The following is a 21,242-nucleotide window of genomic DNA, read 5'->3' on the forward strand; positions in this document are numbered from 1 at the left end:
GAATCAACCGCCATCGCTGGTGTCGGGGATCCGTAACGGACCGAACCTCTGAAGCGGCCAATACCGCCAGATCGCTGTGCCCAGCACATTGGTTTCGGGGAGTGATCCCCAGAGATGCGAATCGAGGCTGGCATTGCGGTTGTCCCCCATGACCCAGAGCTGCTCCTCCGGAACGGTGATCGGGGCCATGTCGTAATTGATCGCTTCCTTCCGCCATGGCTCCTCCAACGGCGATCCATTGCGAATCAGGATTCCACCCCGCACTTCCAGTTGATCGCCTGGAAGGCCCACCACCCGTTTGATCAGCGCGGCCGAAGCGTCGTAGCCGGCGGCCACCAGCTGCTCGGGCGGAGCAAACACCACCACATCACCCCGGTTCAGATGGCTATGCCGGCTGCGGGCCAGGCGTGGCCTGACTTTCTCCACCAGGATGCGGTCCTGCAGTTGCAGTGTGGGCAGCATTGAACCGGAGGGAATCCATCGCGGTTCCACCACCAACCAGCGCAGCAGCAGGGCCAGCAAAGCCCAGAGAATCAGATTGCGCCAGAAGCCCTTGCTGTCCTCTCCTGGAGCGGGTGTCGTGGGTTGGGTCATCGTTGACCGAAGATCACACCAGCCTGGCCTGCTGCACTGTCCACTGCCCGCACCAATTTGCAGGCCGCCCTCACCTTGCTTGAGGCGTTGTACCTCCACGGGCTGAAGCAGCTGGTGCTCTGCCCTGGCAGCCGTTCCGGTCCCCTGGCATTAGCTGCGGGACTGCTGGCGTCCCAAGCGAAGCTGCAGCTGTTCACGGCCATTGATGAACGTTCGGCCGCTTTTCTGGCCCTTGGGATGGCAACCGCCAGCGGTCGCGCCGTTGCGGTGGTCACCACGTCGGGCACCGCTGTGGCCAATCTGTTGCCGGCCGCGGTGGAGGCGGATCGCTCCTGTCAGCCCTTGCTGCTGCTTACTGCCGATCGTCCTGCCCGGCTGAAGAACTGCGGCGCCAATCAGACCGTCAATCAGGAATCCTTTCTGCTGTCGGCCTGCCGCTGGTTCGGCAGTGGCTCGGTGGAAGGGGTCCACACCCAGACCAACGATGCCCTCAGTGCCCTGGCGGTTCAGGCCTGGCAACAAGCCCAGGGTGCAGACGGAGGGGCGCCAGGCCCCGTGCAGCTCAACCTGCCCTTTGATGAACCGCTGCATTCGTCGTTGGAGCAGCAGCAACAGGTTGTCTCTGGTGCATGTCCACCCAAGGCTTGCGCTGAGCCCTCGTTGGAGCTTTCCCCTCCACCCCGTCTCAATCCCGAGCTCCCGGGGGTGGTGATCGCGGGCCCTTGGCGTGGACTCACGCCTGGCTTAGCGGCCTACCAACAAGCGGTGCATCGCTGGTTGAGTTTCAGCGGCTGGGCTGTGCTGGCGGATCCTCTCGCTGCCCTGGGCGCTGAATGCCCCAATCGCATCGAGCACTGGGAGCTGCAGCTGGATGGGATGAACCTCCCTAAGGACGTTCAGGTGTTGCGTTTGGGTCCGCTGCCCGCCAGCCGCCGGCTGGAGACCTGGCTCCAGCGTCATCGGGGCCCTCAGCTATTGATCACGGAAGGGGATCCAAGGCCGCTTGATCCGCTGCGGTGCGCCAGCCAGTGGTCGGGAGGCATGGCCGCCTGGATGGCCCAACAGTCTTTATCGGATGCCACACCCAAGCCATCGGTGGGGAGAAACGATCTGACGCAGTGGATCGAGAAGCAACTGCCGCTGAAGGGTGCGGTGAACGAGCCCGCCCTGGCCTACTGGCTTCCCCAGCTGTTGCCGGAGCGGTTGCCGGTGATGTTGGCGGCCAGCTCACCGGTGCGTGACTGGTTGACCTGGAGCGGACCAGCCAGCAGCAACCATCGTTGCTTCAGTTTTCGAGGCGCTTCCGGTATCGACGGCACCTTGTCTCTCGCCATGGGGTTGGCGGCGAATCTGGGGCCTCTGGCTTTGGTGACCGGTGATCTTGCGCTGCTGCACGACAGCAACGGCTGGTTGCATGCTTCCTCTTCAGCACCACCACCGCTGCTAGTGCTGCTGATTGACAACAGCGGCGGTGGCATTTTTCAGCAGTTGCCCATCGAGACGCCTGGCTTCGAGCGCCTGTTTGCCATGCCCCAGCAGGTGGATCCCCTGGCCCTGGCAGCGGCCCATGGCGTTCCCGGACGGCAGGTGGCCTGTTTGGATGATCTTGAGCAGGCCTTGGCTTGGGGCTTGTCGCAGCAGCGTCCAGTGTTGCTGCGGTTGTGCACTGACCGTGGCCGTGATGCCGCCTTGCGTCAGCAGCTGCGCGCCGCTGCTCAGAATGAAGGCAGCGTGCACTGAACTCCATGAGTGACTTGCGGCAGGTGCTCCCTGGCGCGCCAACGGCGCAATGGACGGCTTGGGGCACCTACCAGGACATCCTGGTGGACCGTTGCGAAGACGGCGTAGCTCGCGTGGCCATCAATCGCCCCGCCAAGCGGAATGCCTTCCGCCCTAAGACGGTGATGGAGCTCTGTGATGCCTTCACGCGCATCCGGGATGACCGCGACATCGGCGTGGTGCTCTTTACCGGCGTGGGGCCGGCCCAAGATGGCGGGTATGCCTTCTGCTCTGGCGGAGATCAGAGTGTTCGCGGCGATGGTGGGTATGTCGGCGAGGACGGCCTGCCGCGGTTGAACGTGCTGGATCTGCAGCGCATCATCCGAAGCCTGCCCAAGGTGGTGATCGCACTGGTGGCCGGCTACGCCATGGGCGGTGGCCAGGTGCTGCATCTGCTTTGCGATCTCAGCTTGGCTGCTGACAATGCCGTGTTTGGACAGACCGGCCCCAAGGTCGGAAGTTTTGACGGCGGGTTCGGTGCGGGCTATCTGGCGCGGGTTGTTGGTCAGCGCAAGGCCCGCGAAATCTGGTTTCTTTGCCGCCGCTATGGCGCTCAGCAAGCCCTTGAGATGGGTCTCGTCAATGCCGTGGTGCCGTTGGAGCAGTTGGAGGCTGAGGGGGTGCGCTGGGCACGGGAGGTGCTCCAGCACAGCCCCACGGCCATCCGTTGCCTCAAAGCCGCTTTCAATGCCGAAACAGACGGTCTCGCAGGGTTGCAGGAGCTGGCCGGCAATGCCACCCATCTCTTTTACCGAACTGAAGAAGCCGTGGAAGGCCGCAATGCCTTCCTTGAGAAGAGGCCACCGGATTTTTCCGAGACAGGCTGGTTACCCTGACGACCATGCTGACTCTCCCTCCGCCTGAACCGCTGGCCCTGCTGCAGGCGGCGGCTGCGGATTCCGTTTCGGCTGGCCTGGCATCACTGCCGCAGGATCTGCGCGGGCAGAAAGGTCGCCATGTCGTGATGCTGCGTAGCAGCCGTCGAGTGTTCTTGCTGGATAACGGCAACCTGCGCAACGCCTTTCCTGTGGCCGTGGGCATGCCTGGCTGGGAGACCCCCACCGGCCGTTTTGAAGTGCTGCAGAAGATTCCCAACCCGGTGTGGGTGCATCCGGTAAGTGGAGAGCGGGTTGAGGAGCAGGGACCCGATAACCCCTTAGGGAGCCACTGGATTGCCTTTCATCGGGACTGTCTGGGCCGTGATGCCCATGACGGAGAGGCCTGGATCACGATCAAGGGATGCACCACCACGGGCTTCCATGGCACCCCCCATCGCTGGACGGTGGGGCGGGCTGTTTCCCATGGCTGTGTGCGCCTCTATAACGAGGATGTGAGTGCCCTGTATCGCCAGGTGTCGCTTGGAACTCAGGTGACAGTGCTCCCCTGACGTAACAGATTCGTAAATTCCCCTTAAAGTCGCCGCGCCAACGCCGATCTCAGACATGCGCATCCTTTTCGCTGCAGCGGAATGCGCCCCGATGATCAAGGTCGGAGGGATGGGCGACGTGGTTGGGTCCCTCCCACCGGCATTGGCCAAGCTCGGCCATGACGTGCGCCTGATCATGCCGGGCTACGCCAAGCTTTGGAATCGCCTGAACGTGCCGGCGGATCCGATCTGGCGGGCTCAGACGATGGGCACTGAGTTTGCCGTCTACGAAACAAAGCATCCCACCAATGGGATGACCATCTACTTGGTGGGTCACCCGGTGTTCGACCCTGAGCGCGTCTACGGCGGTGACGACGAGGATTGGCGCTTCACCTTTTTCGCCAGCGCCGCTGCTGAATTTTCCTGGAATGTCTGGAAACCCCAGGTGCTGCACTGCCACGACTGGCACACCGGGATGATCCCGGTGTGGATGCATCAGGACCCGGAAATCAGCACGGTGTTCACGATCCACAACCTCAAGTACCAGGGCCCCTGGCGCTGGAAACTCGATCGGATGACCTGGTGCCCCTGGTACATGCAAGGGGACCACACCATGGCGGCAGCTCTCCTTTACGCCGAACGCGTCAATGCTGTGTCTCCGACCTACGCCCAGGAGATCCGCACGGCGGAATACGGCGAAAAGCTTGAAGGTCTTCTCAACTTTATTTCGGGCAAGCTGCGCGGCATCCTCAATGGCATCGATCTCGATGCTTGGAATCCTGCGACCGATCGGTCTTTGCCTGCGAACTTCAGTGCCGACGATCTGTCTGGCAAGGCGGTGTGCAAACGGGTGTTGCAGGAGCGGATGGGGCTGGAGGTGAGGGAGGACGCTTTTGTTCTCGGCATGGTCAGTCGCCTTGTCGACCAGAAGGGAGTCGATTTGCTTCTGCAGGTTGCTGATCGACTGTTGGCTTACACCGACACCCAGATCGTTGTGCTCGGTACCGGTGACCGCGGGCTGGAATCCGGCCTCTGGCAACTCGCTTCACGGCACCCGGGCAGATGTTCCGTCTTTCTCACCTATGACGATGATCTGTCGCGCTTGATCTACGGCGGCAGTGATGCCTTCCTGATGCCCAGTCGTTTTGAGCCTTGTGGCATTAGCCAGCTCTACGCCATGCGCTACGGGTCAGTGCCCGTGGTCCGCAAGGTTGGTGGTCTCGTCGACACGGTTCCGCCCCATATCCCCGCTGCCGACAGCGGCACTGGATTCTGTTTCGATCGCTTTGAAGCGATCGATTTCTACACAGCCCTGGTGCGGGCCTGGGAGGCCTTCCGCCATCGCGATAGCTGGGTCGAGCTGCAGAAACGCGGCATGAATGAGGATTACAGCTGGGATCGTTCCGCTGTCGATTACGACCTGATGTACAAGGACGTCTGTGGGATTAAGGAACCCACACCTGATGCTGCCCTTGTGGAACAGTTCTCCCAGGGCCAGGCTGCTGATCCATCACGCTCCGAGGAGCAGACTGAAGAAGTCAGTGCTCCTGCTGCAATGCCCTCCACCGGCCGGAACCCCCTGAATCGTCTCTTCGGTCGTCGATCCAGTTGAGGTTGAGCGAGCCCGCCCGATCCGACTCCCAATCTGAGGCCCGATCTGAGTCCCAGCCCGAGGAGCCGTCGGGGAATCTTCCGGCTCCTTATGTCAGCCCTTGGCTGGAGTTCGGGCGCAATCTGCAGGCCATGGCTGCTGATCTTCGTCTGCGGATGCAGGAGATTTGGCGCCGCAACCGGGAGGGTGAGCTGTCAGTTCCAGGCTTCTGGCCCAGGGATCTGGCTCCCAGCTTCTGGCCGATGTTGCTGGTGTTGCTGCTGTTGCTCCCGGTGGCGGGGCTGCGTTGGTGGCAGGTCCATGGCAGCACCGGTCCCGGCCCCGGTCCGGAGCCGGTCGAGATGCCGCGGGAGTCTCTCCCTGAGCTAGCCGCGCCTGAGCTGATTCCGGCACCATTGCCTCTGCCGAATGAGCCAGAGCTTGCTTTGGAGACGGTGACGAATGACGAGCCTCCTCAACCCAAACTCAGTTTCGATCCCCTCTTCGAGCTGTTTCAGGACAAGGCGCTTCCCGATGGACTTTTGCTGTCCGCCAAGCCTTTACCCGAGCAGGATCAGTTGTTGTTGGAGTTGTCTGTTGACGTCTGGGGGCAGATGGCGGCAGGCCAGCGCCAGACCCTCGCCTCCAGCTGGCTGCAATCGGCCCTCGAGCTGGACTACGCCAGTCTTCAGTTGGTCAGTGCACAGGGCGATCTGCTGGGCCGGTCGGCCCGGGTCGGGGGCGGCATGATCCTGTTTGACCTCGGGTTGGTGGGATGACCCTGACGCTGCGTCAGTTGATCGATGCCTGGGGGACCCCCCAGGGCGGGACGTGTCGTCCCGATGCAGCCCTGGGACGGGTGTGCACCGACAGCCGTCAGCTCCAGGCGGGTGATTTTTTTGTTCCCCTGGTCGGTGAGCGCTTTGATGGCCACCACTTCCTCAACCAACTCACGGAACGCAAGGTCCAGGCCGCTGTTGTGAGCCGCAGCTGGGCTGAACCCCTGCCGCCGGACCTGGTGCATTGGCGGGTCGACGACACACTGCTGGCCTATCAACAGCTGGCCTTGCTGCATCGCCGCTCCCTGGCCCAGCCCCTGGTGGCGGTGACGGGCTCGGCGGGTAAAACCACAACGCGGGAATTGATAAGGGCGGCATTGGCTCCGCTGGGACCGATTCAGGCCAGTGAAGGCAACAACAACAACGACGTTGGTGTGCCGCTCACCGTGTTGAAGAGCGACGTTGACCACCGTGCGCTCGTGATTGAGATGGGCATGCGCGGGCCTGGGGAAATCGAGCGTCTCTCCTATTGCACCGAGCCTGATCTGGCGGTGATCACCAACATCGGTACGGCCCACATCGGTCGTCTTGGCAGCCGTGAGGCAATTGCGGCGGCCAAATGTGAGATCACCGCGGGGCTGCATCCGAAGGGAACCGTGGTGATTCCCGCCGGTGATCCCCTACTGGAGACGGCTTTGGCGGCGGTCTGGTCCGGCCGCGTGCTCCGGGTGCGACTGGCCGACGATTTCCAGGTCGATGCTGACGTGGCTGATGCCGATCTCATCGGTGCCATCGAGGGGGATCAGTTGCTGATCAACGGTGATTGTCTCCCGCTTCAGCTTGAGGGACGCCATAACGCCCGCAATCTGCTGCTGGCCGTGGCAGTTGCGGATCAGCTTGGTGTGTCCCGGAAGGCATTGAAGGGGATGCAGGTGGTGGTTCCTGGCGGCCGCAACCGTCGTCTGCAGCAGGGTGGCCTGACTCTCTTGGATGAGACCTACAACGCTTCGCCGGAGGCGGTTCTCGCGGCCCTTGAGCTGTTGGCAGCCCAACCGGGGCGACGTTTTGCCGTGCTAGGAACCATGCTGGAACTCGGGGAACGCAGCCTCGAATTGCATCGTGAGGTTGCGTCACGCGCCGTTCAGCTCGGCTTGGATGGCCTGGTGATTGTTGATGCCGGTGCGGAGGGGGTGGCGATGGCTGAGATGGCGGCATCCCTGCCAAGACTGGAGCTGGTGTCCAGCCCCGAAGACGCCGCATCCCCGTTGTCCACCTGGCTGGCCTCCGGCGATGTTCTGCTGCTCAAGGCCAGTCGCGGCGTTGCCCTGGAGCGGTTGATTCCGCTTTTGCCAAGGCTGTAAGCAGTCTGTTCAAAGCCCCTGGTTCAAGCCGTTCGTTCGGCCCAGCCCTCTTTGGTCATTTGGCGAGCGCGACCAATGGCCAGCGCTCCATCCGCCACATCCTTGGTGATCGTCGATCCGGCGCCGATGGTGGCTCGCTCGCCAACGGTGACAGGGGCGACCAGCACAGAATTGGCGCCAGTTTTGCTGTTGCTGCCAATCACGGTGCGGTGCTTGTTGACTCCGTCGTAGTTGGCTGTGATCGTGCCAGCCCCCACGTTGACCTTGTCGCCGAGTTTGGCGTCGCCGATGTAGCTGAGGTGGTTCACCTTGGTGCCGGCACCGAGCTGGCTTTTCTTCACCTCCACAAAGTTGCCGATGCGGCAGCCATCGCCGACGTCGGCTGCCGGCCTGAGGTGGGCAAAGGGGCCGATGGCGACGTCATCGCCCACATGGGCCTCCCGCACCACCGAGTGCATCACGCTGACGTTGGCCCCCAGAGTCGCGTTCTCCACCAGGCTGCCGGGGCCGATCAGGCAGTTGTCGCCAATCAGGCAGTCACCGCGGAAGTGCGTTTGCGGTTCAATCACCACGTCGCGGCCGAAGCTGCAGCCTTCACTCAGCGTGCAGCTGTCGGGGTCAATGAAGGTGACCCCTTCGTCCATCCAGTGGTGGCGCAGCCGCTGTTGCAGCAGGGCCTCGCACTGGGCAAGTTGGCGTCGGTTGTTGATGCCATTCACTTCATCGGCATCGGCTACCTCCAGGTGCATGGCCCGCGGCAGCATCGCCACCGTGTCTGTGAGGTAGAGCTCCCCTTGATCGTTGTCGGTGCTGAGCTTCGGCAGAACGTTGGCCAGAGCCCTCCAGTTGAAGCAGTAGATGCCGGCGTTGGTGAGGTTGTTGCTGCGTTGCTCATCGGTGCAATCGCGATGCTCAATGATTCCGCTCACCCTGCCATCGGGATCGGCGAACACACGTCCGTAACCGGTGGGATCCCCGAGCCTTGCCGTGAGCAGCGTCACATCGGCACCACTGGCACGATGCTGCTGCACCAGCGCTTCCACCGTTTCGCTCCTCAGCAGCGGTACATCGCCATTGAGCACGAGCAGTTCGCCTTCAAAGCCCTTCAGGGATGGGATCAGCTGTTGAACCGCATGGCCCGTGCCGTTCTGGGGCTGCTGCAGGACGAATTCCAGGCCTCCGAGCGGGGCCAGCTGCTGCTCCACCCGTTCGGCTTGATGCCCCACGATCAGCAGCCGCCGTTCCGGTTGCAGGTTGCGGGCACTGGCGAGCACCCGTTCCACCAGGGTGGCTCCCGCCAGAGGTTGGAGCACTTTCGGCAGTGCGCTCTTCATGCGGGTGCCTTTTCCAGCGGCCAGAACGGCTACGGCGAGCATGCGGAGCGGGGGAAAGACGGCCGGAATCTACCGGGCTCAGGACGCACTGTCCCTGCGCCAGCGTCTTTGCCAGGCATTGGTCGGTTCGTAGCCGCAATGCTGCTGCTCTTCGCGGCGGCGCTCAAGGATGGCATCAGCCGTGGCATTGCCCTGGGGATCGCGGAACGGCACGGCCGCCCGCGTCTGCAGGTGTTCCCATTCCATGGCGGAAAGGGGGCGCCAACCGGGTCCGTCCTGCGGACAGTCGGAGTTTGGCGGCGTGGCCAGCGTGCCGCTGCTCCAGCCCGCCCGCTCGCCCGGGGCTGGCAGCAGTGAAAACAAGCTCAAGCCTGCTCGTTTCAGGCTGGCCCGCACCGCGGCGGACCGGCTGTAGGTCAGCAGCCGCCCCTGCGGCGCCAGCCGATGCGCCAGGGCTCCCAGGAATTCCTCGCTCCACAGTTCTGGGCAGCGCTGGGGGGAGAAGGCGTCCAATAGCACCAGATCAAAGCGAACGGGCTCAGGAATCTCCTGGAGCGTCGCTCGGGCATCCCCCCAGAGCTGGATCCCTTGGCTGTTGGGCTCCTGCCAGCCGCCGTGGTCGCGGATGGCTTCAAGTTTGGCCAGCACGGGAGCTGACCAGATGCCTTGGAAGCTCGCCTGGTCTAGGGCTTGTTCCAAGGGGCGTCGGTCCAGCTCGAGGCCCCACCACTGCACGGCCGGCGCAGCCATCAGCAAGGCCTCCAGCACGGCGGCCGTGTTGTACCCGAGCCCCAGGCACACATCCAGGATCCTCAAGGCAGAGCCGGTGCTGAAGCGATGAAGCTCCGCAGGCTGGACAAACTTGGCCCGGGCCTCATTCAGGGCTCCCGCCGAATTGTGAAAGGCCTCCCCGAAATGATCGCTGTGCAGACTGAAGCTGCCATCTGCCGTTGGGTAGACGCTGAGCGCGCCGAGGTCAGCAGCGGAGCCGCTCAAGTTCGTCCCAAAACGATGGGTACGACACGGCTGCTGCTTCGCTTCTCGCCAGGCTGGAGTTGCCATCGGCCAGCATCGCGGCGATGCCAAGGCTCATCGCTACCCGGTGATCGGTTTCGCTGTCCAGCACAGCTCCCTTGAGCGGTCCCCCGCCGCGGATGGTCATGCCGTCCTCGTGTTCATCAATGTCGGCACCCATGGCCTTGAGCTGGCGAGCCATCACCGCAAGACGATCCGTTTCCTTGACCCGAAGTTCAGACGCTCCACTGATTCGACTCTCGCCCTCGCAGAAACAGGCGGCGACACTGAGGATGGGCACCTCATCCACGAGGCGGGGCATGATCTCCTCGCCGAAGTGGAAGGGGTTCAAGGGCCCATGGGTCACCCGCAGGTCGCCCACCGGTTCGCCCGCCACGTCGCGGGGGTTGAGCACGTCGATCTGTGCACCCATCTGCTCCAACACCTCCAGGATCCCGGTGCGTGTTGGGTTCAGCCCCACATTCTCGATGGTGAGATTGGCTCCTGGAATCAGCGCTCCAGCCACAAGCCAGAAAGCCGCTGAGCTGATGTCACCTGGCACGACGACGCTCTGGCCATGCAGGGTGGCGCCGGGACGCACGCTGATGTGCCGTCCCATTTCGCCGCCCACGGTCAGATCGGCGCCGAAGGCCTTCAGCATGCGTTCGCTGTGATCGCGGGACTGCGCCGGTTCGATCACTGTGGTCGTGCTCTCCGCCGTGAGGGCGGCCAGGAGAAGGGCTGACTTCACTTGAGCGCTGGCCACTGGCGTACCGATCACGGTTCCTTTGAGGCGTCGCCCCTGCACCGCCAGCGGCGCCAGGTTGCCCCCATCACGGCCGCGCACATCAGCGCCCATCGAGGCCAACGGTTGGCCCACCCGTCGCATCGGGCGGCGTCGCAGGGATGCGTCTCCATCCAGCACGAAATGACGACCGTCACGGCCCGCCAACAAGCCCAGCATCAGTCGCATCGTGGTGCCGGAATTGCCGCAGTCGAGCACTTCTGCTGGCTCCTGCAATCCATCCAGGCCAACGCCTTCGACGGTGACGATGCCGCCGTCGGTGATCGGGCTGATCGTGACGCCCATGGCTCGCAGGCAGGCGGCCGTACTCAGGGGGTCTTCAGCTGGGAGCAGACCATCAATCGTTGTGGTTCCCTCGGCGATGGCGCCAAACAGCAGGGATCGGTGCGAGATCGATTTATCCCCCGGAACCTTCACCCGTCCCTGGAGGCTTCCTCCGGCCTTGAGCTCACGGGGATCGTCGGTTTGGCCTGTGCCGCTCAAGGTCGCAACGTCGTTGAGCTGATCTTATTGGCCGGTCTTCAGGCCCTGAATCAAGCGGTCGAGGGCATAGCCGAACAGGGCCGGGTCCGGGTCGTCGGTGCCGAGGTCATCGAGACCAAGCTCAGACCAGCGGTCGCTGATCCGCTGTTCCAGCTCCGCGGGACGGCTGAGGGGTTCGCCCCACTCGTGGTTTTTCTCGGGTCCCACCTTGGTGGTGGCATCAATGGCCAGTCGTCCCCCCAGGCCCAGCTGTTCGCTGGCGAAGTCCAGCGTGTCGAAGGGCGTGTTCTCCAGGGTGAACAGGTCGCGTTGGGGATCCACCTGGGCCGCGATCGCCCACACCACCTGGCGTGGATCGCGCACGTTGATGTGGCTGTCCACCACCACCACGAATTTGGTGTACGTGAATTGAGGCAGGGCACTCCAGAAGGCCATGGCTGCGCGCTTGGCTTGCCCTGGATAGGCCTTGTCGATCGAGAGCACCGCCAGCTTGTAGCTGAGCGCTTCCATCGGCAGGAAGAAGTCGGTGATCTCAGGAATCTGCTGCCGCAGGATCGGTGTGTAGATCCGGTTCAGCGCGATGGCCAACATCGCCTCTTCTTTCGGAGGGCGTCCGCTGAAGGTGGTGAGAAACACCGGATCACGCCGTTGGGTCATGCAGTGGAAACGCACCAGAGGTGAGTCCTCCACACCGCCGTAGAACCCCATGTGATCCCCGAATGGTCCATCCGGCAGCACCTCCCCCGGAGTGATGGTTCCCTCCAGCACCACTTCGCTGTGGCTGGGCACCTGCAGGTCGATGGTTTTGCAGGGAGCCAGACGAACGCCCTCACCGGCATAGATCCCGGCGAATAACCATTCACTCAGCTGCACGGGGATGGGTGTGGCAGCAGCCATCACCAACAGGGGATGCACGCCGATGGCCACCGCCACCTCCAACTTTTTGCCCATGGCCGCGGCCTTGCGCAGGTGGCGGGCGCCGCCGCGCACGCTCAGCCAGTGCACGGTCATGGTGTTCACCGACTGTTTCTGCAGGCGATACACGCCCACGTTGGGGACTCCGGTCTCGGGATCTTTGGTGATCACCAGCCCAAGGGTGATCACGCCCCCTGCATCCCCGGGCCAGGGCCGGATCAGAGGGATGTTGTCGAGATTCACCTCATCACCGCGAAACACCTGTTGCCGGCAGGGCGGGGTGAGGTCGCGGTCTGGTTTGGCCTTGACCAGGTCCCAGAAGACGCGGGCAAATTGTTTGGTTTCTTGGAGGCCCTTGGGCGGTCTGGGTTGTTGGAGAAGGGCCAGGCGTGACCCCAGCTCCTCCAGTTGTTCAGCCCGCTCGAGTCCCATGCTCCAAACCACCCGTTCCACGGTGCCCAGGGTGTTGACGGCCACCGGCATGGAGGAGCCGATCACGTTCTCGAACAGCAAGGCCGGACCCCCCTGGCCAAGAACCCGGTCGGCAATGGCTGCCAGCTCGAGGTCGGGGTCCACAGGGGCCGTGATCCGTCGCAGCTGGCCACGGTCATCGAGGAGCTTGAGAAAGCCCCGCAGATCTCTTGTGGCCGGACCGGATTGGAACAGGGCCATGGGATGACGGTCTTGGCGCAGGCGGTCTCGGTACTGTGTCGCACGCCGGTGTTCAGCGTGGCCATGCAGATCTCCTACTTCCATGTGCCGGCAGAAATGCCGAAGGACCTTCGCCCCGATGCGGCGGTGGTGATTGATGTGCTCCGGGCCACCACCACCATTGCCTGGGCGTTGCACAACGGAGCCGAGGCAGTGCAGGCCTTCGCCAGCCTTGACGATCTCCGGGCGGCGGCAGCGGCGTGGCCCAGCGACGCACGTCTGCTGCTCGGTGAACGAGGCGGCCAGATGCTCGAGGGGTTTGATCTGGGCAATTCACCCGTTGCCGTTGTGCCGGAGCGGGTGGGTGGCAAGCGCCTGTTCATGAGCACCACCAACGGCACGCGCGCCCTGGATCGTGTGCGTGAGGTCCCCCTGCTGCTGACAGCGGCGCTGCCGAATCGCGAAGCCGTTGCCCAGCGTCTGCTGGCGAAACAACCCAGCCATGTGGCAATTGTCGGCAGTGGTTGGGAGGGGGCCTATTCCCTTGAAGATTCCCTGGCTGCTGGAGCGTTGGCCCATCGGTTGCTTGAGCTGGATCCAACGGGGTGCAGCGCCGCCAACGATGAGCTCACTTCGGCCGTTTCCCTCTGGCGCCAGTGGCAATCCGAACCTGAGGCGTGCCTTCGTACGGCAACCCATGGGCAGCGGTTGATTGGCCTGGGCGATCACGACGAGGATTTTCGCTGCTGTGCCGGGCTCGATCAGCTGAGTGTCGTTCCGACACAGGTCGAACCAGGGGTGCTTCGGGCGGAATGACACTCATTAAAATCTGCTGATCTGATCAGTTCATGTGAGTGATTTCCTGGCGGCTGCTGTCCAGCTGACGAGCAGTCAGGAACCGGAGCTCAATTTCAATGCGGCTGAGGAGCAGATCGATCTCGCTGCACGCCGTGGAGCTGAACTGATTGGTCTGCCCGAGAATTTCGCCTTCATGGGTGAGGACAGCCTGCGGTTGGAACTGGCGCCAACGCTGGCTGAGCAATGCAGTCGCTTCCTGGTGACCATGGCGCGCCGTTATCAGGTGGCGCTCCTCGGTGGTGGCTTTCCTGTCCCAGTGGGCGATGGATCGCGCACCCTCAACCGCGCTGAGCTTGTTGACCGAGACGGAATGCTGCTGGGTCGCTACGACAAGATTCATTTGTTTGATGTCGACCTGCCGGACGGCAACACCTACCGCGAGTCGTCAACGGTGAACCCAGGGCGTGATTTACCTCCTGTTGTCGACATCCCCGGTCTGTGCAAAGTGGGGCTGTCCATTTGCTACGACGTGCGGTTTCCTGAGCTTTATCGCCATCTCGTCGGTGCCGGCGCAGATCTGTTGATGATTCCTGCAGCATTCACAGCCTTCACCGGAAAAGACCACTGGCAGGTTCTTCTTCAGGCCAGGGCCATCGAGAACACGGCCTATGTGCTGGCTCCAGCGCAGACGGGTGTGCATCACGGTCGTCGCCAGAGCCACGGACACGCCCTGGTGATTGATCCCTGGGGAACGGTGCTTGCTGATGCAGGTGTTCAGGCTGGCGCAGCCATCGCTCCGGTCAACACCAATCACCTCGGTCATGTTCGGGGCCAGATGCCAAGCCTTCGGCATCGTCAGCCCGCCCTGTTCTGAGCGTCATGCCTCCAGCGTCGTCGCGACGACTGGCCTGGCTTCTGGCCGCGGCCTTGCAGTGCACTGCCTTCACCCAGGTCTTGCCCGCCCGAGCCGCCAGTGCCCTGGCGGCCTGGGCCTTCACTGAAGAGGGCGTCCTCAAACTGCGCACGAGCCGGAACGCCCGGTTGGAAGCGTTTTTTCAGACGGCCAGCGATGGTCGTGGCACCCGTGTCTGGATTGATTTCCCCGGCGAGTTGAAATTCCCACGGCGGTTGGCCGGTCGCGGAGCCGTCCGAGAAATCCGGTTGGGAAAGCCTCGTGCCGGTGCCACCCGTCTGGTTGTTGAATTCCGTCCAGACGTGGATCTCAACCCCAACGACCTCCGCCTGCGTGGAACCGCTCCGGATCGCTGGGAATTGGTCTTCACCGGCCTCCCCACCAGGGGATTGGATGACTTTGGCGAAGGCGATTTGACGGGTCGCGCTACGGCCTGGCTCCCACCGGGTGGATTCCGTCCCACCCGGACACCTGTTGATCCGTCGGGGCTGCCGACGGTTGCCCGGAACCGTTACCGCGTCGTGATCGATCCCGGTCACGGTGGTCCGGATCCTGGGGCAATCGGCATTGGCGGTCTGCGCGAGACCAATGTGGTTCTTGATGTGTCGCTCCAGGTTGCGGCCCTGCTGCGGGCACGCGGCGTGGACGTTCGGATGACCCGCACCCGTGAAGTGGATGTGGACCTGCCGCCGCGGGTGTCCTTGGCGAATCGAACAGGGGCCACCGCCTTCGTGAGCATCCATGCCAATGCACTGAGCATGAACCGTCCGGATGTGAACGGGATCGAGACCTTCTTCTTCTCAGACCCCCGATCTGGACGTCTGGCGGCCTACCTGCAGCAGCAGATGATGGATGTGTCTTCCGGCACACCGAATCGTGGTGTCAGGCGAGGTCGTTTCTTCGTGATCCGCCGTACCACCATGCCGTCGGCCCTCGTGGAGATGGGATTTGTCACTGGAGCGATTGATGCGCCGCGTCTTGCGAACGCTGACCATCGCCGACGGCTGGCCTTGGCCCTAGCGGCCGGCATTCTCAATTATCTGAAGCAGGAGGTGCGGTGACGCCTCAACTGCTGGGATTTTTCGACAGTGGCCTGGGTGGTTTGACCGTTCTCCGGCGGGTGCTCGAACGCCATGGGGCGGTTCCCTGCGTCTACCTCGGTGACACGGCGAGGGTTCCCTACGGCAACCGTCAGCCGGATGACATCCGTCGCATCGCCGCTGAAGTGGTGGGTTGGCTGCGAGACCAACAGGTGACCACGGTGGTGATGGCTTGTAACACCACCAACGCCCTGGCGAGGGACGTGGCGGAGGGGCAGGCCGGGGCTCCGGTCATCGGTCTGATTGGTGCAGCCGCTGCGATGGTGAAGACCCCCCGCGTTGGTGTGCTGGCTACCCCGGCCACCGTCGCCTCCTCGGCCTATCGGGCCAGCATCGAAGCGCTTCACCCCGGGTCGGTGGTGATTGAGCAGGCCTGTCCTGCTTTTGTTCCACTGATCGAAGCTGGCGATATGAACAGTGATGACCTGCGCCGATCGGCGCAGGCGTATCTCGAACCTCTGCTCTCGGCCTCAGTGGAGTCGATCGTTTTGGGTTGCACCCATTATCCGTTGCTGGTGCCTCTGTTGCGGCAGCTGCTGCCGGAGTCTGTCCAGATCATTGATCCGGCCATCGGAGTGGCCCGTCAATTGGATGCGCTTCTTGGGCCACCGGACCGGATCTCGTCGATCCAAAGCCCGTTTTCATTGGAGAGCTGTCGGTTCTGTGTCACCGCTGACCCCGATGGCTTCGCGATGCGCGCCACCCCCTGGCTGGGGCAGCGACCGGCCGTCAGCCTTCAGCTGCTGCAGGACTGAGCATTAGGCCACTAGGATCGCGGCGCCGAGGGGAGTCATGAGCACCGTTACCGAGCTACTCCAACCGGTAGAGACCGACCTTGAAACCCTGCTCGGAGATCTGCGCAGCCTGATCGGGGCAGGTCATCCCATTCTTCAGGCTGCTGCAGAGCACCTGTTCAGTGCCGGCGGCAAGCGTTTGCGACCGGGAATCGTCCTGCTCTTGTCCAGGGCTCTTTCAAACAAGGGTGAGCTCTCACCCCGCCACCGCCGGTTGGCTGAGATCACCGAGATGATCCATACCGCTTCGCTCGTTCACGACGATGTGGTGGATGAAGCATCGACCCGGCGTGGCGTTGACACGGTCCACAGCCGCTTTGACGCTCGCATTGCTGTTCTGGCGGGAGATTTTCTCTTCGCGCAGGCCAGCTGGCACTTGGCCAACCTCGATGACCTCGACGTGGTCAAGCTGCTCAGCCGCGTGATTATGGATCTCGCGGATGGTGAGATCAAGCAGGGTCTTTACCGTTTTGATACAGCCCAGACCTTTGAGACCTACCTCGAAAAGAGCTATTGCAAGACGGCATCGTTGATTGCCAACAGTTGCCGTGCTGCAGGTGTTCTCAGCGGCTGTTCTCCGTCACAGCTCGACGACCTCTATCAATTCGGCCGCCAGCTTGGCCTGGCGTTCCAGGTTGTCGACGACATTCTTGATTTCACCGGAAGCGACCAGCAGCTTGGAAAGCCTGCGGCAAGTGATCTCGCCAGTGGTTACCTCACCGCTCCCACTTTTTACGCCCTTGAGGAGCATCCATCGCTGCAACCGTTGATTGATCGCCAGTTTTCAGAGCCCGGTGACCTTGACCAGGCGCTGGAGATGGTGCGTGCCTCCAAGGCGATTGAACGCACCCGTGAGCTTGCTGAAACATTCGCTCGCGAATCCCGCGAATCGATCGCTTGGCTGCCGGAGTCTCCGGCCCAGAGAGCCTTGATGGAATTGCCGGACTTTGTTCTCAGCCGTCTGTACTGATCAACAGCTGCAGAACAACCTCCAGACTGTTGATTTCACAGGGATTGGCGCTGAAGTCAGGAGACTTTGAAGCGGAGGCATTCACCAGCCAGACCTGACATCCGGCACGGTGGGCTGATTGGCTTCCGGCCTGTGAATCCTCAAGGGCCCAGCAGTTCTGTGGATTGAGCCCCAGCCGCTGTGCTGCAAGCAGGAAGGGTGCGGGATCGGGTTTGCCCGCTGCAAGGTCAGGGTCATCGCCGTAGACCCGTTGCCGGATCTGTTCGAGCCAAGGATGAGGGCGTGACTTGAATTCAACGGCGACGCGGCTACTGCTGGTGACCAGAGCCATGGGGATGCCCTGGCTGTGGCAGTGCGCCACCAGCTTCTGCGCTGAGGGCATCGCAGAGGCATCCGGGAGCAGGGCACGAACGATCGGCTGCTGCACAGCCAAGAGAGCCTCCACACCCACCGGTGCGGTCAGCCATGCATCCACCTGGGCTGCGCAGTCGAGTCGGCGACGGCCCTTCAACTGCATCAACTGGGCCTCACTCAGCTGCGTGCCGAAATGGGCCGCGGCTTCCGACCAGCCCCGGCCATGCAGCGGTTCGGTGTCGAGCAGAAGCCCGTCCAGATCGAACAGGCAAGCAGCAGGTGGCAATTTCATCCCGGAACGGCGATGCCCAGCTCAATCTTTTCGCATCGACTGCTCCATCGTCAGCTCCAGCGTCTGCTGCATCGTCCGACGGATTGATACGGGACCTGGATCAAGCGGGGTCTTGCTCCTTACCCTTCCAGGAGAAGCACTGCGCAGTCTGCTGTGACCGACGCCAACACCACCATCGAAAGCGTGCTGCAGGAGCAGCGGGTGTTCGAGCCGCCAGCAGAGACCTCCGCCAAAGCCCGCATCGGCAGCCTTGAGGCCTACCGGGCCATGGCCGATGCGGCCCAAGTCGATCCTGATGCGTTTTGGGGTGAGGCCGCCCGCCGAGAACTGCATTGGTTCGAGCCCTTCCACACCGTGCTCGATTGGTCGAATCCCCCCTTCGCCCGCTGGTTTGAGGGTGGCACCACCAACCTCTCCTACAACTGCCTGGACCGTCATCTCGATGGGCCAACGGCGCAGAAAACAGCGTTGATCTGGGAAGGAGAGCCGGGGGATGTGCGCCGGTTCACCTACCAGGAACTGCATGCTGAGGTGTGCAAAGCCGCCAATGGCCTGAAGGCCATGGGGATCGGCAAGGGTGACCTTGTGGCGCTTTACATGCCGATGGTGCCTGAGGCGGCGATCGCCATGCTGGCCTGTGCTCGCATTGGCGCCCCCCATTCGGTGGTGTTCGGTGGCTTTTCGGCTGAAGCCCTCAGGGACCGTATCAACGATGGTGAGGTGAAGGCGGTGATCACCGCTGATGGCGGCTTCCGCAAGGACAAACCGGTGTCGCTTAAACCCGCGGTGGATGCGGCTCTTGCCGATGGTGCTTGCCCCTCCGTAACCGGGGTGCTCGTCGTACAGCGCACCAAGCAGGACGTGGAGATGGTTTCCGGACGCGATCAGTGGTGGCATGACCTGGTGGAGGGCCAGAGTGCCGACTGCCCCGCTGAGCCGATGGGCAGCGAGGACCGCCTCTTCGTTCTCTACACCTCTGGATCCACAGGCAAGCCCAAGGGAGTGGTGCACACCACCGCCGGCTACAACCTCTGGGCGCACCTCACCTTCCAGTGGATTTTCGACATCCGTGACGAGGATGTCTTCTGGTGTACCGCCGACGTGGGCTGGATCACCGGCCACAGCTACATCGTTTACGGCCCGTTATCGAACGGCGCAACGACGGTGATGTACGAAGGCGCACCTCGCCCCTCCAAGCCCGGCGCCTTCTGGGAGTTGATTCAGAAGCATGGGATCACGATCTTCTACACGGCGCCGACAGCGATCCGGGCTTTCATGAAGAACGGTCGAGCGGTTCCTGATCAGTTCGACATGAGCAGCCTTCGCCTGTTGGGCACGGTTGGCGAACCGATCAATCCGGAGGCCTGGATGTGGTACCGCGATGTGATTGGAGGCAACCGCTGCCCCATCGTCGACACCTGGTGGCAGACCGAAACCGGTGGAGTGATGATCAGCCCCCTGCCGGGAGCAACGCCCACCAAACCCGGCTCCGCCACCCTGCCTCTGCCGGGTATTCAGGCCGACATCATCGATGCGGAAGGCAACAGTTGTGGTGCCGATGAAGGCGGCTACCTGGCGGTGCGTGCCCCATGGCCCGGGATGATGCGCACCGTGCACGGCAACCCCCAACGCTTCCGCGAGAGTTACTGGGAACACATCCGGCCTGCCGATGGCTCCTACCTTTATTTCGCTGGGGATGGTGCTCGCCGGGATGCCGATGGTTACTTCTGGGTCATGGGTCGCGTCGATGACGTGATCAACGTCTCGGGCCACCGTCTCGGCACGATGGAGATTGAATCGGCTCTGGTCAGTCACCCCGCCGTCGCGGAAGCGGCAGTGGTGGGGCGTCCGGATGACCTCAAGGGCGAAGGCATCGTCGCGTTTGTCACCCTGGAGGCTGGCCGTGACGGCGATGACGCCCTGGTGAAGGAGTTGCGGGCCCATGTCGGAACGGAAATTGGTCCGATTGCGCGCCCGGATGAGATCCGTTGCAGTGATGCCCTGCCCAAGACCCGCAGCGGCAAAATCATGCGCCGGATCCTGCGGGCCCTGGCGGCGGGTCAAGAGGTGAGTGGCGACACCAGCACCCTGGAAGACCGCTCCGTTCTGGATCGACTCAGGGCCTGATCGACTCGGGGCTGCAGCGGCTCAGCTGCTCCAGCTGCTGATGGTTCTGCTCAACTGCCGGATGACCGCCACCCGTTTGGGGTCATCCGCCCAGTCCCCGAGAAAACTGCGTCGCAGCCCTGCACTGGCCGGGGTGAGGTGATCGCCAGGGAGCTCCAGGGTTGAGCTGGAATCCGAGGGGCGTTGTTGCAGCGCCTGGATCAGATCACCGCTTTGATCCAGCTCATCACGCCCGAATCGCACCACCAGATTCCGCTCCTGCTGGTAATGGCGACCGATCAAGCGAAGCGTCTCGGCCGGACTGGGGCTGAATTCGGTCTCCACCCCCAGCCGTGGTGCCAGTTCGCCCAGCAGCGGTATCGAACGGTCGGCGTTGAAGTTGTTGAAGCTCAGGGCGATCAGCGCCCTGCTGCCGCGTCCCCCATCGGGGGCCAGCAGGTGAAGCTTGCAACCCAGGCTGTGGCCCAGGCGGAGCGGAGCTGAAAGGGCCCCGCATCGCTCCTCCAGTTGTCGCCTCGCTGAGCGGAAGGCGCTCCAGGCATCGCGGGCCTGGCGCTGATGATCGAATCCAGGCACGTAGGCCCAGGCATGCACTGCCAACCCATCGGCCGCAAGGTCTTCCAGCAGCCTGCGATAGCTGAGCTGGGGTGTCGCCGCGAGATAGCTGCCACCGATGAATTCGATCAATCCAGTGGGTTTGGCTGGCCGCAGCTGCCAGATGGAACCCAGCTGACGCCAGTTGGCCATGCTCAACCGCGCAGCTGCTTCAGCACCTGCTGCGCCTCCCGCACATGGGCCGGGCCATCGAGCAGGTTGCTGAAGGTGTGTCGGATCACCCCCTCCCCATCAACGATGTAGGTGACGCGACCGGGCAATAGGCCAAGGGCTTTAGGGACGCCCATTTCACGTCGCAGGGCGTTGTTCCTGTCGCACAGCAACGGAAACGTGAGGTTGTGGCGGGTGGCGAAACGGCGATGACTCACGGCGTCATCACCGCTGATGCCCCAGACCTCCGCATCGAGTGCAGCAAAACTCTCCGTGTTGTCGCGGAAGCTGCAGGCCTCGGCGGTGCACCCCGGTGTGTCGTCTTTGGGATAGAAGAACAGCACCAGCCAGCGACCCTCCACCGAGGCGGGAGTGCGAATGTCACCGTTCTGATCCTCCAGACTGAAGGGGGGAAGTCGGTCGCCGATCCCGAGGGCCATCCGATTGACGTGAAGAG

At 62.9% G+C, this 21,242-nt stretch carries 20 protein-coding genes; 12 read left to right on the top strand and 8 right to left on the bottom strand.

Annotated elements, in window-relative coordinates; genetic code table 11:
* Positions 1 to 3 precede the first annotated feature (3 nt).
* On the bottom strand, positions 4 to 594 hold the full coding sequence (gene lepB / locus SynPROSU1_RS05920) for a signal peptidase I (RefSeq protein ID WP_186571959.1): 591 nt from the start codon (positions 592 to 594) through the stop codon (positions 4 to 6).
* A gap of 57 nt (positions 595 to 651) precedes the next feature.
* Between lepB and menD the strand changes: the two genes are divergently transcribed.
* From menD to murF, 6 genes are read left to right on the top strand one after another with little or no spacing between them, the layout of a single operon-like run.
* Positions 652 to 2,334 (top strand): 2-succinyl-5-enolpyruvyl-6-hydroxy-3-cyclohexene-1-carboxylic-acid synthase, encoded by a 1,683-nt coding sequence (gene menD / locus SynPROSU1_RS05925; protein ID WP_186571960.1) that lies wholly within the window; start codon positions 652 to 654, stop codon positions 2,332 to 2,334.
* A gap of 5 nt (positions 2,335 to 2,339) precedes the next feature.
* Positions 2,340 to 3,209 carry a 1,4-dihydroxy-2-naphthoyl-CoA synthase gene (menB, locus tag SynPROSU1_RS05930; RefSeq protein ID WP_186571961.1) on the top strand — a complete coding sequence of 290 codons (870 nt, stop codon included), beginning with the start codon at positions 2,340 to 2,342 and terminating at the stop codon, positions 3,207 to 3,209.
* 5 nt (positions 3,210 to 3,214) lie between these two features.
* Entirely contained in the window at positions 3,215 to 3,760 is a 546-nt protein-coding gene (locus tag SynPROSU1_RS05935) for a L,D-transpeptidase (protein WP_186571962.1), read from the top strand.
* Between the two features lie 55 nt (positions 3,761 to 3,815).
* On the top strand, positions 3,816 to 5,351 hold the full coding sequence (glgA, locus tag SynPROSU1_RS05940; protein ID WP_186571963.1) for a glycogen synthase GlgA: 1,536 nt from the start codon (positions 3,816 to 3,818) through the stop codon (positions 5,349 to 5,351).
* 2 nt (positions 5,352 to 5,353) lie between these two features.
* Positions 5,354 to 6,109: a hypothetical protein gene (locus SynPROSU1_RS05945; RefSeq protein WP_255444836.1), complete on the top strand. Its 756-nt coding sequence runs from the start codon at positions 5,354 to 5,356 to the stop codon at positions 6,107 to 6,109.
* Positions 6,106 to 7,470: a UDP-N-acetylmuramoyl-tripeptide--D-alanyl-D-alanine ligase gene (gene murF, locus SynPROSU1_RS05950; protein WP_186571965.1), complete on the top strand. Its 1,365-nt coding sequence runs from the start codon at positions 6,106 to 6,108 to the stop codon at positions 7,468 to 7,470. The genes SynPROSU1_RS05945 and murF overlap by 4 nt, the downstream gene beginning before the upstream one ends.
* Before the next feature lie 23 nt (positions 7,471 to 7,493).
* Here the strand turns inward: murF and glmU are convergent, their stop codons facing one another.
* Genes glmU through SynPROSU1_RS05970 form a run of 4 tightly spaced genes read right to left on the bottom strand, consistent with a single transcriptional unit; the run spans position 7,494 to position 12,693 of the window.
* On the bottom strand, positions 7,494 to 8,846 hold the full coding sequence (glmU, locus tag SynPROSU1_RS05955; protein ID WP_186571966.1) for a bifunctional UDP-N-acetylglucosamine diphosphorylase/glucosamine-1-phosphate N-acetyltransferase GlmU: 1,353 nt from the start codon (positions 8,844 to 8,846) through the stop codon (positions 7,494 to 7,496).
* Between the two features lie 36 nt (positions 8,847 to 8,882).
* Positions 8,883 to 9,800 carry a tRNA (5-methylaminomethyl-2-thiouridine)(34)-methyltransferase MnmD gene (locus SynPROSU1_RS05960; protein ID WP_255444837.1) on the bottom strand — a complete coding sequence of 306 codons (918 nt, stop codon included), beginning with the start codon at positions 9,798 to 9,800 and terminating at the stop codon, positions 8,883 to 8,885.
* A complete protein-coding gene (gene aroA, locus SynPROSU1_RS05965) occupies positions 9,781 to 11,106 on the bottom strand; it encodes a 3-phosphoshikimate 1-carboxyvinyltransferase (RefSeq protein ID WP_186571968.1) in 1,326 nt (441 codons plus the stop codon). Before aroA ends, SynPROSU1_RS05960 begins: the two co-directional genes overlap by 20 nt.
* A gap of 24 nt (positions 11,107 to 11,130) precedes the next feature.
* Positions 11,131 to 12,693, bottom strand: a complete 1,563-nt coding sequence (locus SynPROSU1_RS05970; protein ID WP_186571969.1) for a UbiD family decarboxylase — start codon at positions 12,691 to 12,693, stop codon at positions 11,131 to 11,133.
* Positions 12,694 to 12,756: 63 nt separating this feature from the next.
* Between SynPROSU1_RS05970 and SynPROSU1_RS05975 the strand changes: the two genes are divergently transcribed.
* Genes SynPROSU1_RS05975 through sds form a run of 5 tightly spaced genes read left to right on the top strand, consistent with a single transcriptional unit; the run spans position 12,757 to position 17,247 of the window.
* Complete coding sequence (locus SynPROSU1_RS05975) at positions 12,757 to 13,488, top strand: 2-phosphosulfolactate phosphatase family protein (RefSeq protein ID WP_186572275.1); 732 nt, start codon at positions 12,757 to 12,759, stop codon at positions 13,486 to 13,488.
* Positions 13,489 to 13,522: 34 nt separating this feature from the next.
* Positions 13,523 to 14,344: a carbon-nitrogen hydrolase family protein gene (locus tag SynPROSU1_RS05980; protein WP_186571970.1), complete on the top strand. Its 822-nt coding sequence runs from the start codon at positions 13,523 to 13,525 to the stop codon at positions 14,342 to 14,344.
* 5 nt (positions 14,345 to 14,349) lie between these two features.
* On the top strand, positions 14,350 to 15,444 hold the full coding sequence (locus SynPROSU1_RS05985; protein ID WP_186571971.1) for an N-acetylmuramoyl-L-alanine amidase: 1,095 nt from the start codon (positions 14,350 to 14,352) through the stop codon (positions 15,442 to 15,444).
* Entirely contained in the window at positions 15,441 to 16,238 is a 798-nt protein-coding gene (gene murI / locus SynPROSU1_RS05990) for a glutamate racemase (RefSeq protein WP_186571972.1), read from the top strand. Before SynPROSU1_RS05985 ends, murI begins: the two co-directional genes overlap by 4 nt.
* 37 nt (positions 16,239 to 16,275) lie before the next feature.
* Positions 16,276 to 17,247 carry a solanesyl diphosphate synthase gene (gene sds, locus SynPROSU1_RS05995; protein WP_186571973.1) on the top strand — a complete coding sequence of 324 codons (972 nt, stop codon included), beginning with the start codon at positions 16,276 to 16,278 and terminating at the stop codon, positions 17,245 to 17,247.
* Here sds and SynPROSU1_RS06000 read toward each other — a convergent pair.
* Positions 17,231 to 17,893, bottom strand: a complete 663-nt coding sequence (locus SynPROSU1_RS06000; RefSeq protein WP_186571974.1) for an HAD family phosphatase — start codon at positions 17,891 to 17,893, stop codon at positions 17,231 to 17,233. The two genes, sds and SynPROSU1_RS06000, sit on opposite strands and share 17 nt — an antisense overlap.
* Positions 17,894 to 18,046: 153 nt before the next feature.
* Here SynPROSU1_RS06000 and acs point away from each other — a divergent pair, with 153 nt between their 5' ends.
* Positions 18,047 to 20,020: an acetate--CoA ligase gene (acs, locus tag SynPROSU1_RS06005; RefSeq protein ID WP_186571975.1), complete on the top strand. Its 1,974-nt coding sequence runs from the start codon at positions 18,047 to 18,049 to the stop codon at positions 20,018 to 20,020.
* Between the two features lie 21 nt (positions 20,021 to 20,041).
* Here the strand turns inward: acs and SynPROSU1_RS06010 are convergent, their stop codons facing one another.
* Both SynPROSU1_RS06010 and SynPROSU1_RS06015 read right to left on the bottom strand, forming a co-directional pair.
* Positions 20,042 to 20,767, bottom strand: a complete 726-nt coding sequence (locus SynPROSU1_RS06010) for a DUF1350 family protein (RefSeq protein WP_186572276.1) — start codon at positions 20,765 to 20,767, stop codon at positions 20,042 to 20,044.
* Between the two features lie 2 nt (positions 20,768 to 20,769).
* On the bottom strand, positions 20,770 to 21,225 hold the full coding sequence (locus SynPROSU1_RS06015; protein ID WP_186571976.1) for a peroxiredoxin: 456 nt from the start codon (positions 21,223 to 21,225) through the stop codon (positions 20,770 to 20,772).
* Positions 21,226 to 21,242 lie beyond the last annotated feature (17 nt).

The sequence above is a fragment of the Synechococcus sp. PROS-U-1 genome (assembly GCF_014279755.1).
Lineage (GTDB): Bacteria > Cyanobacteriota > Cyanobacteriia > PCC-6307 > Cyanobiaceae > Parasynechococcus.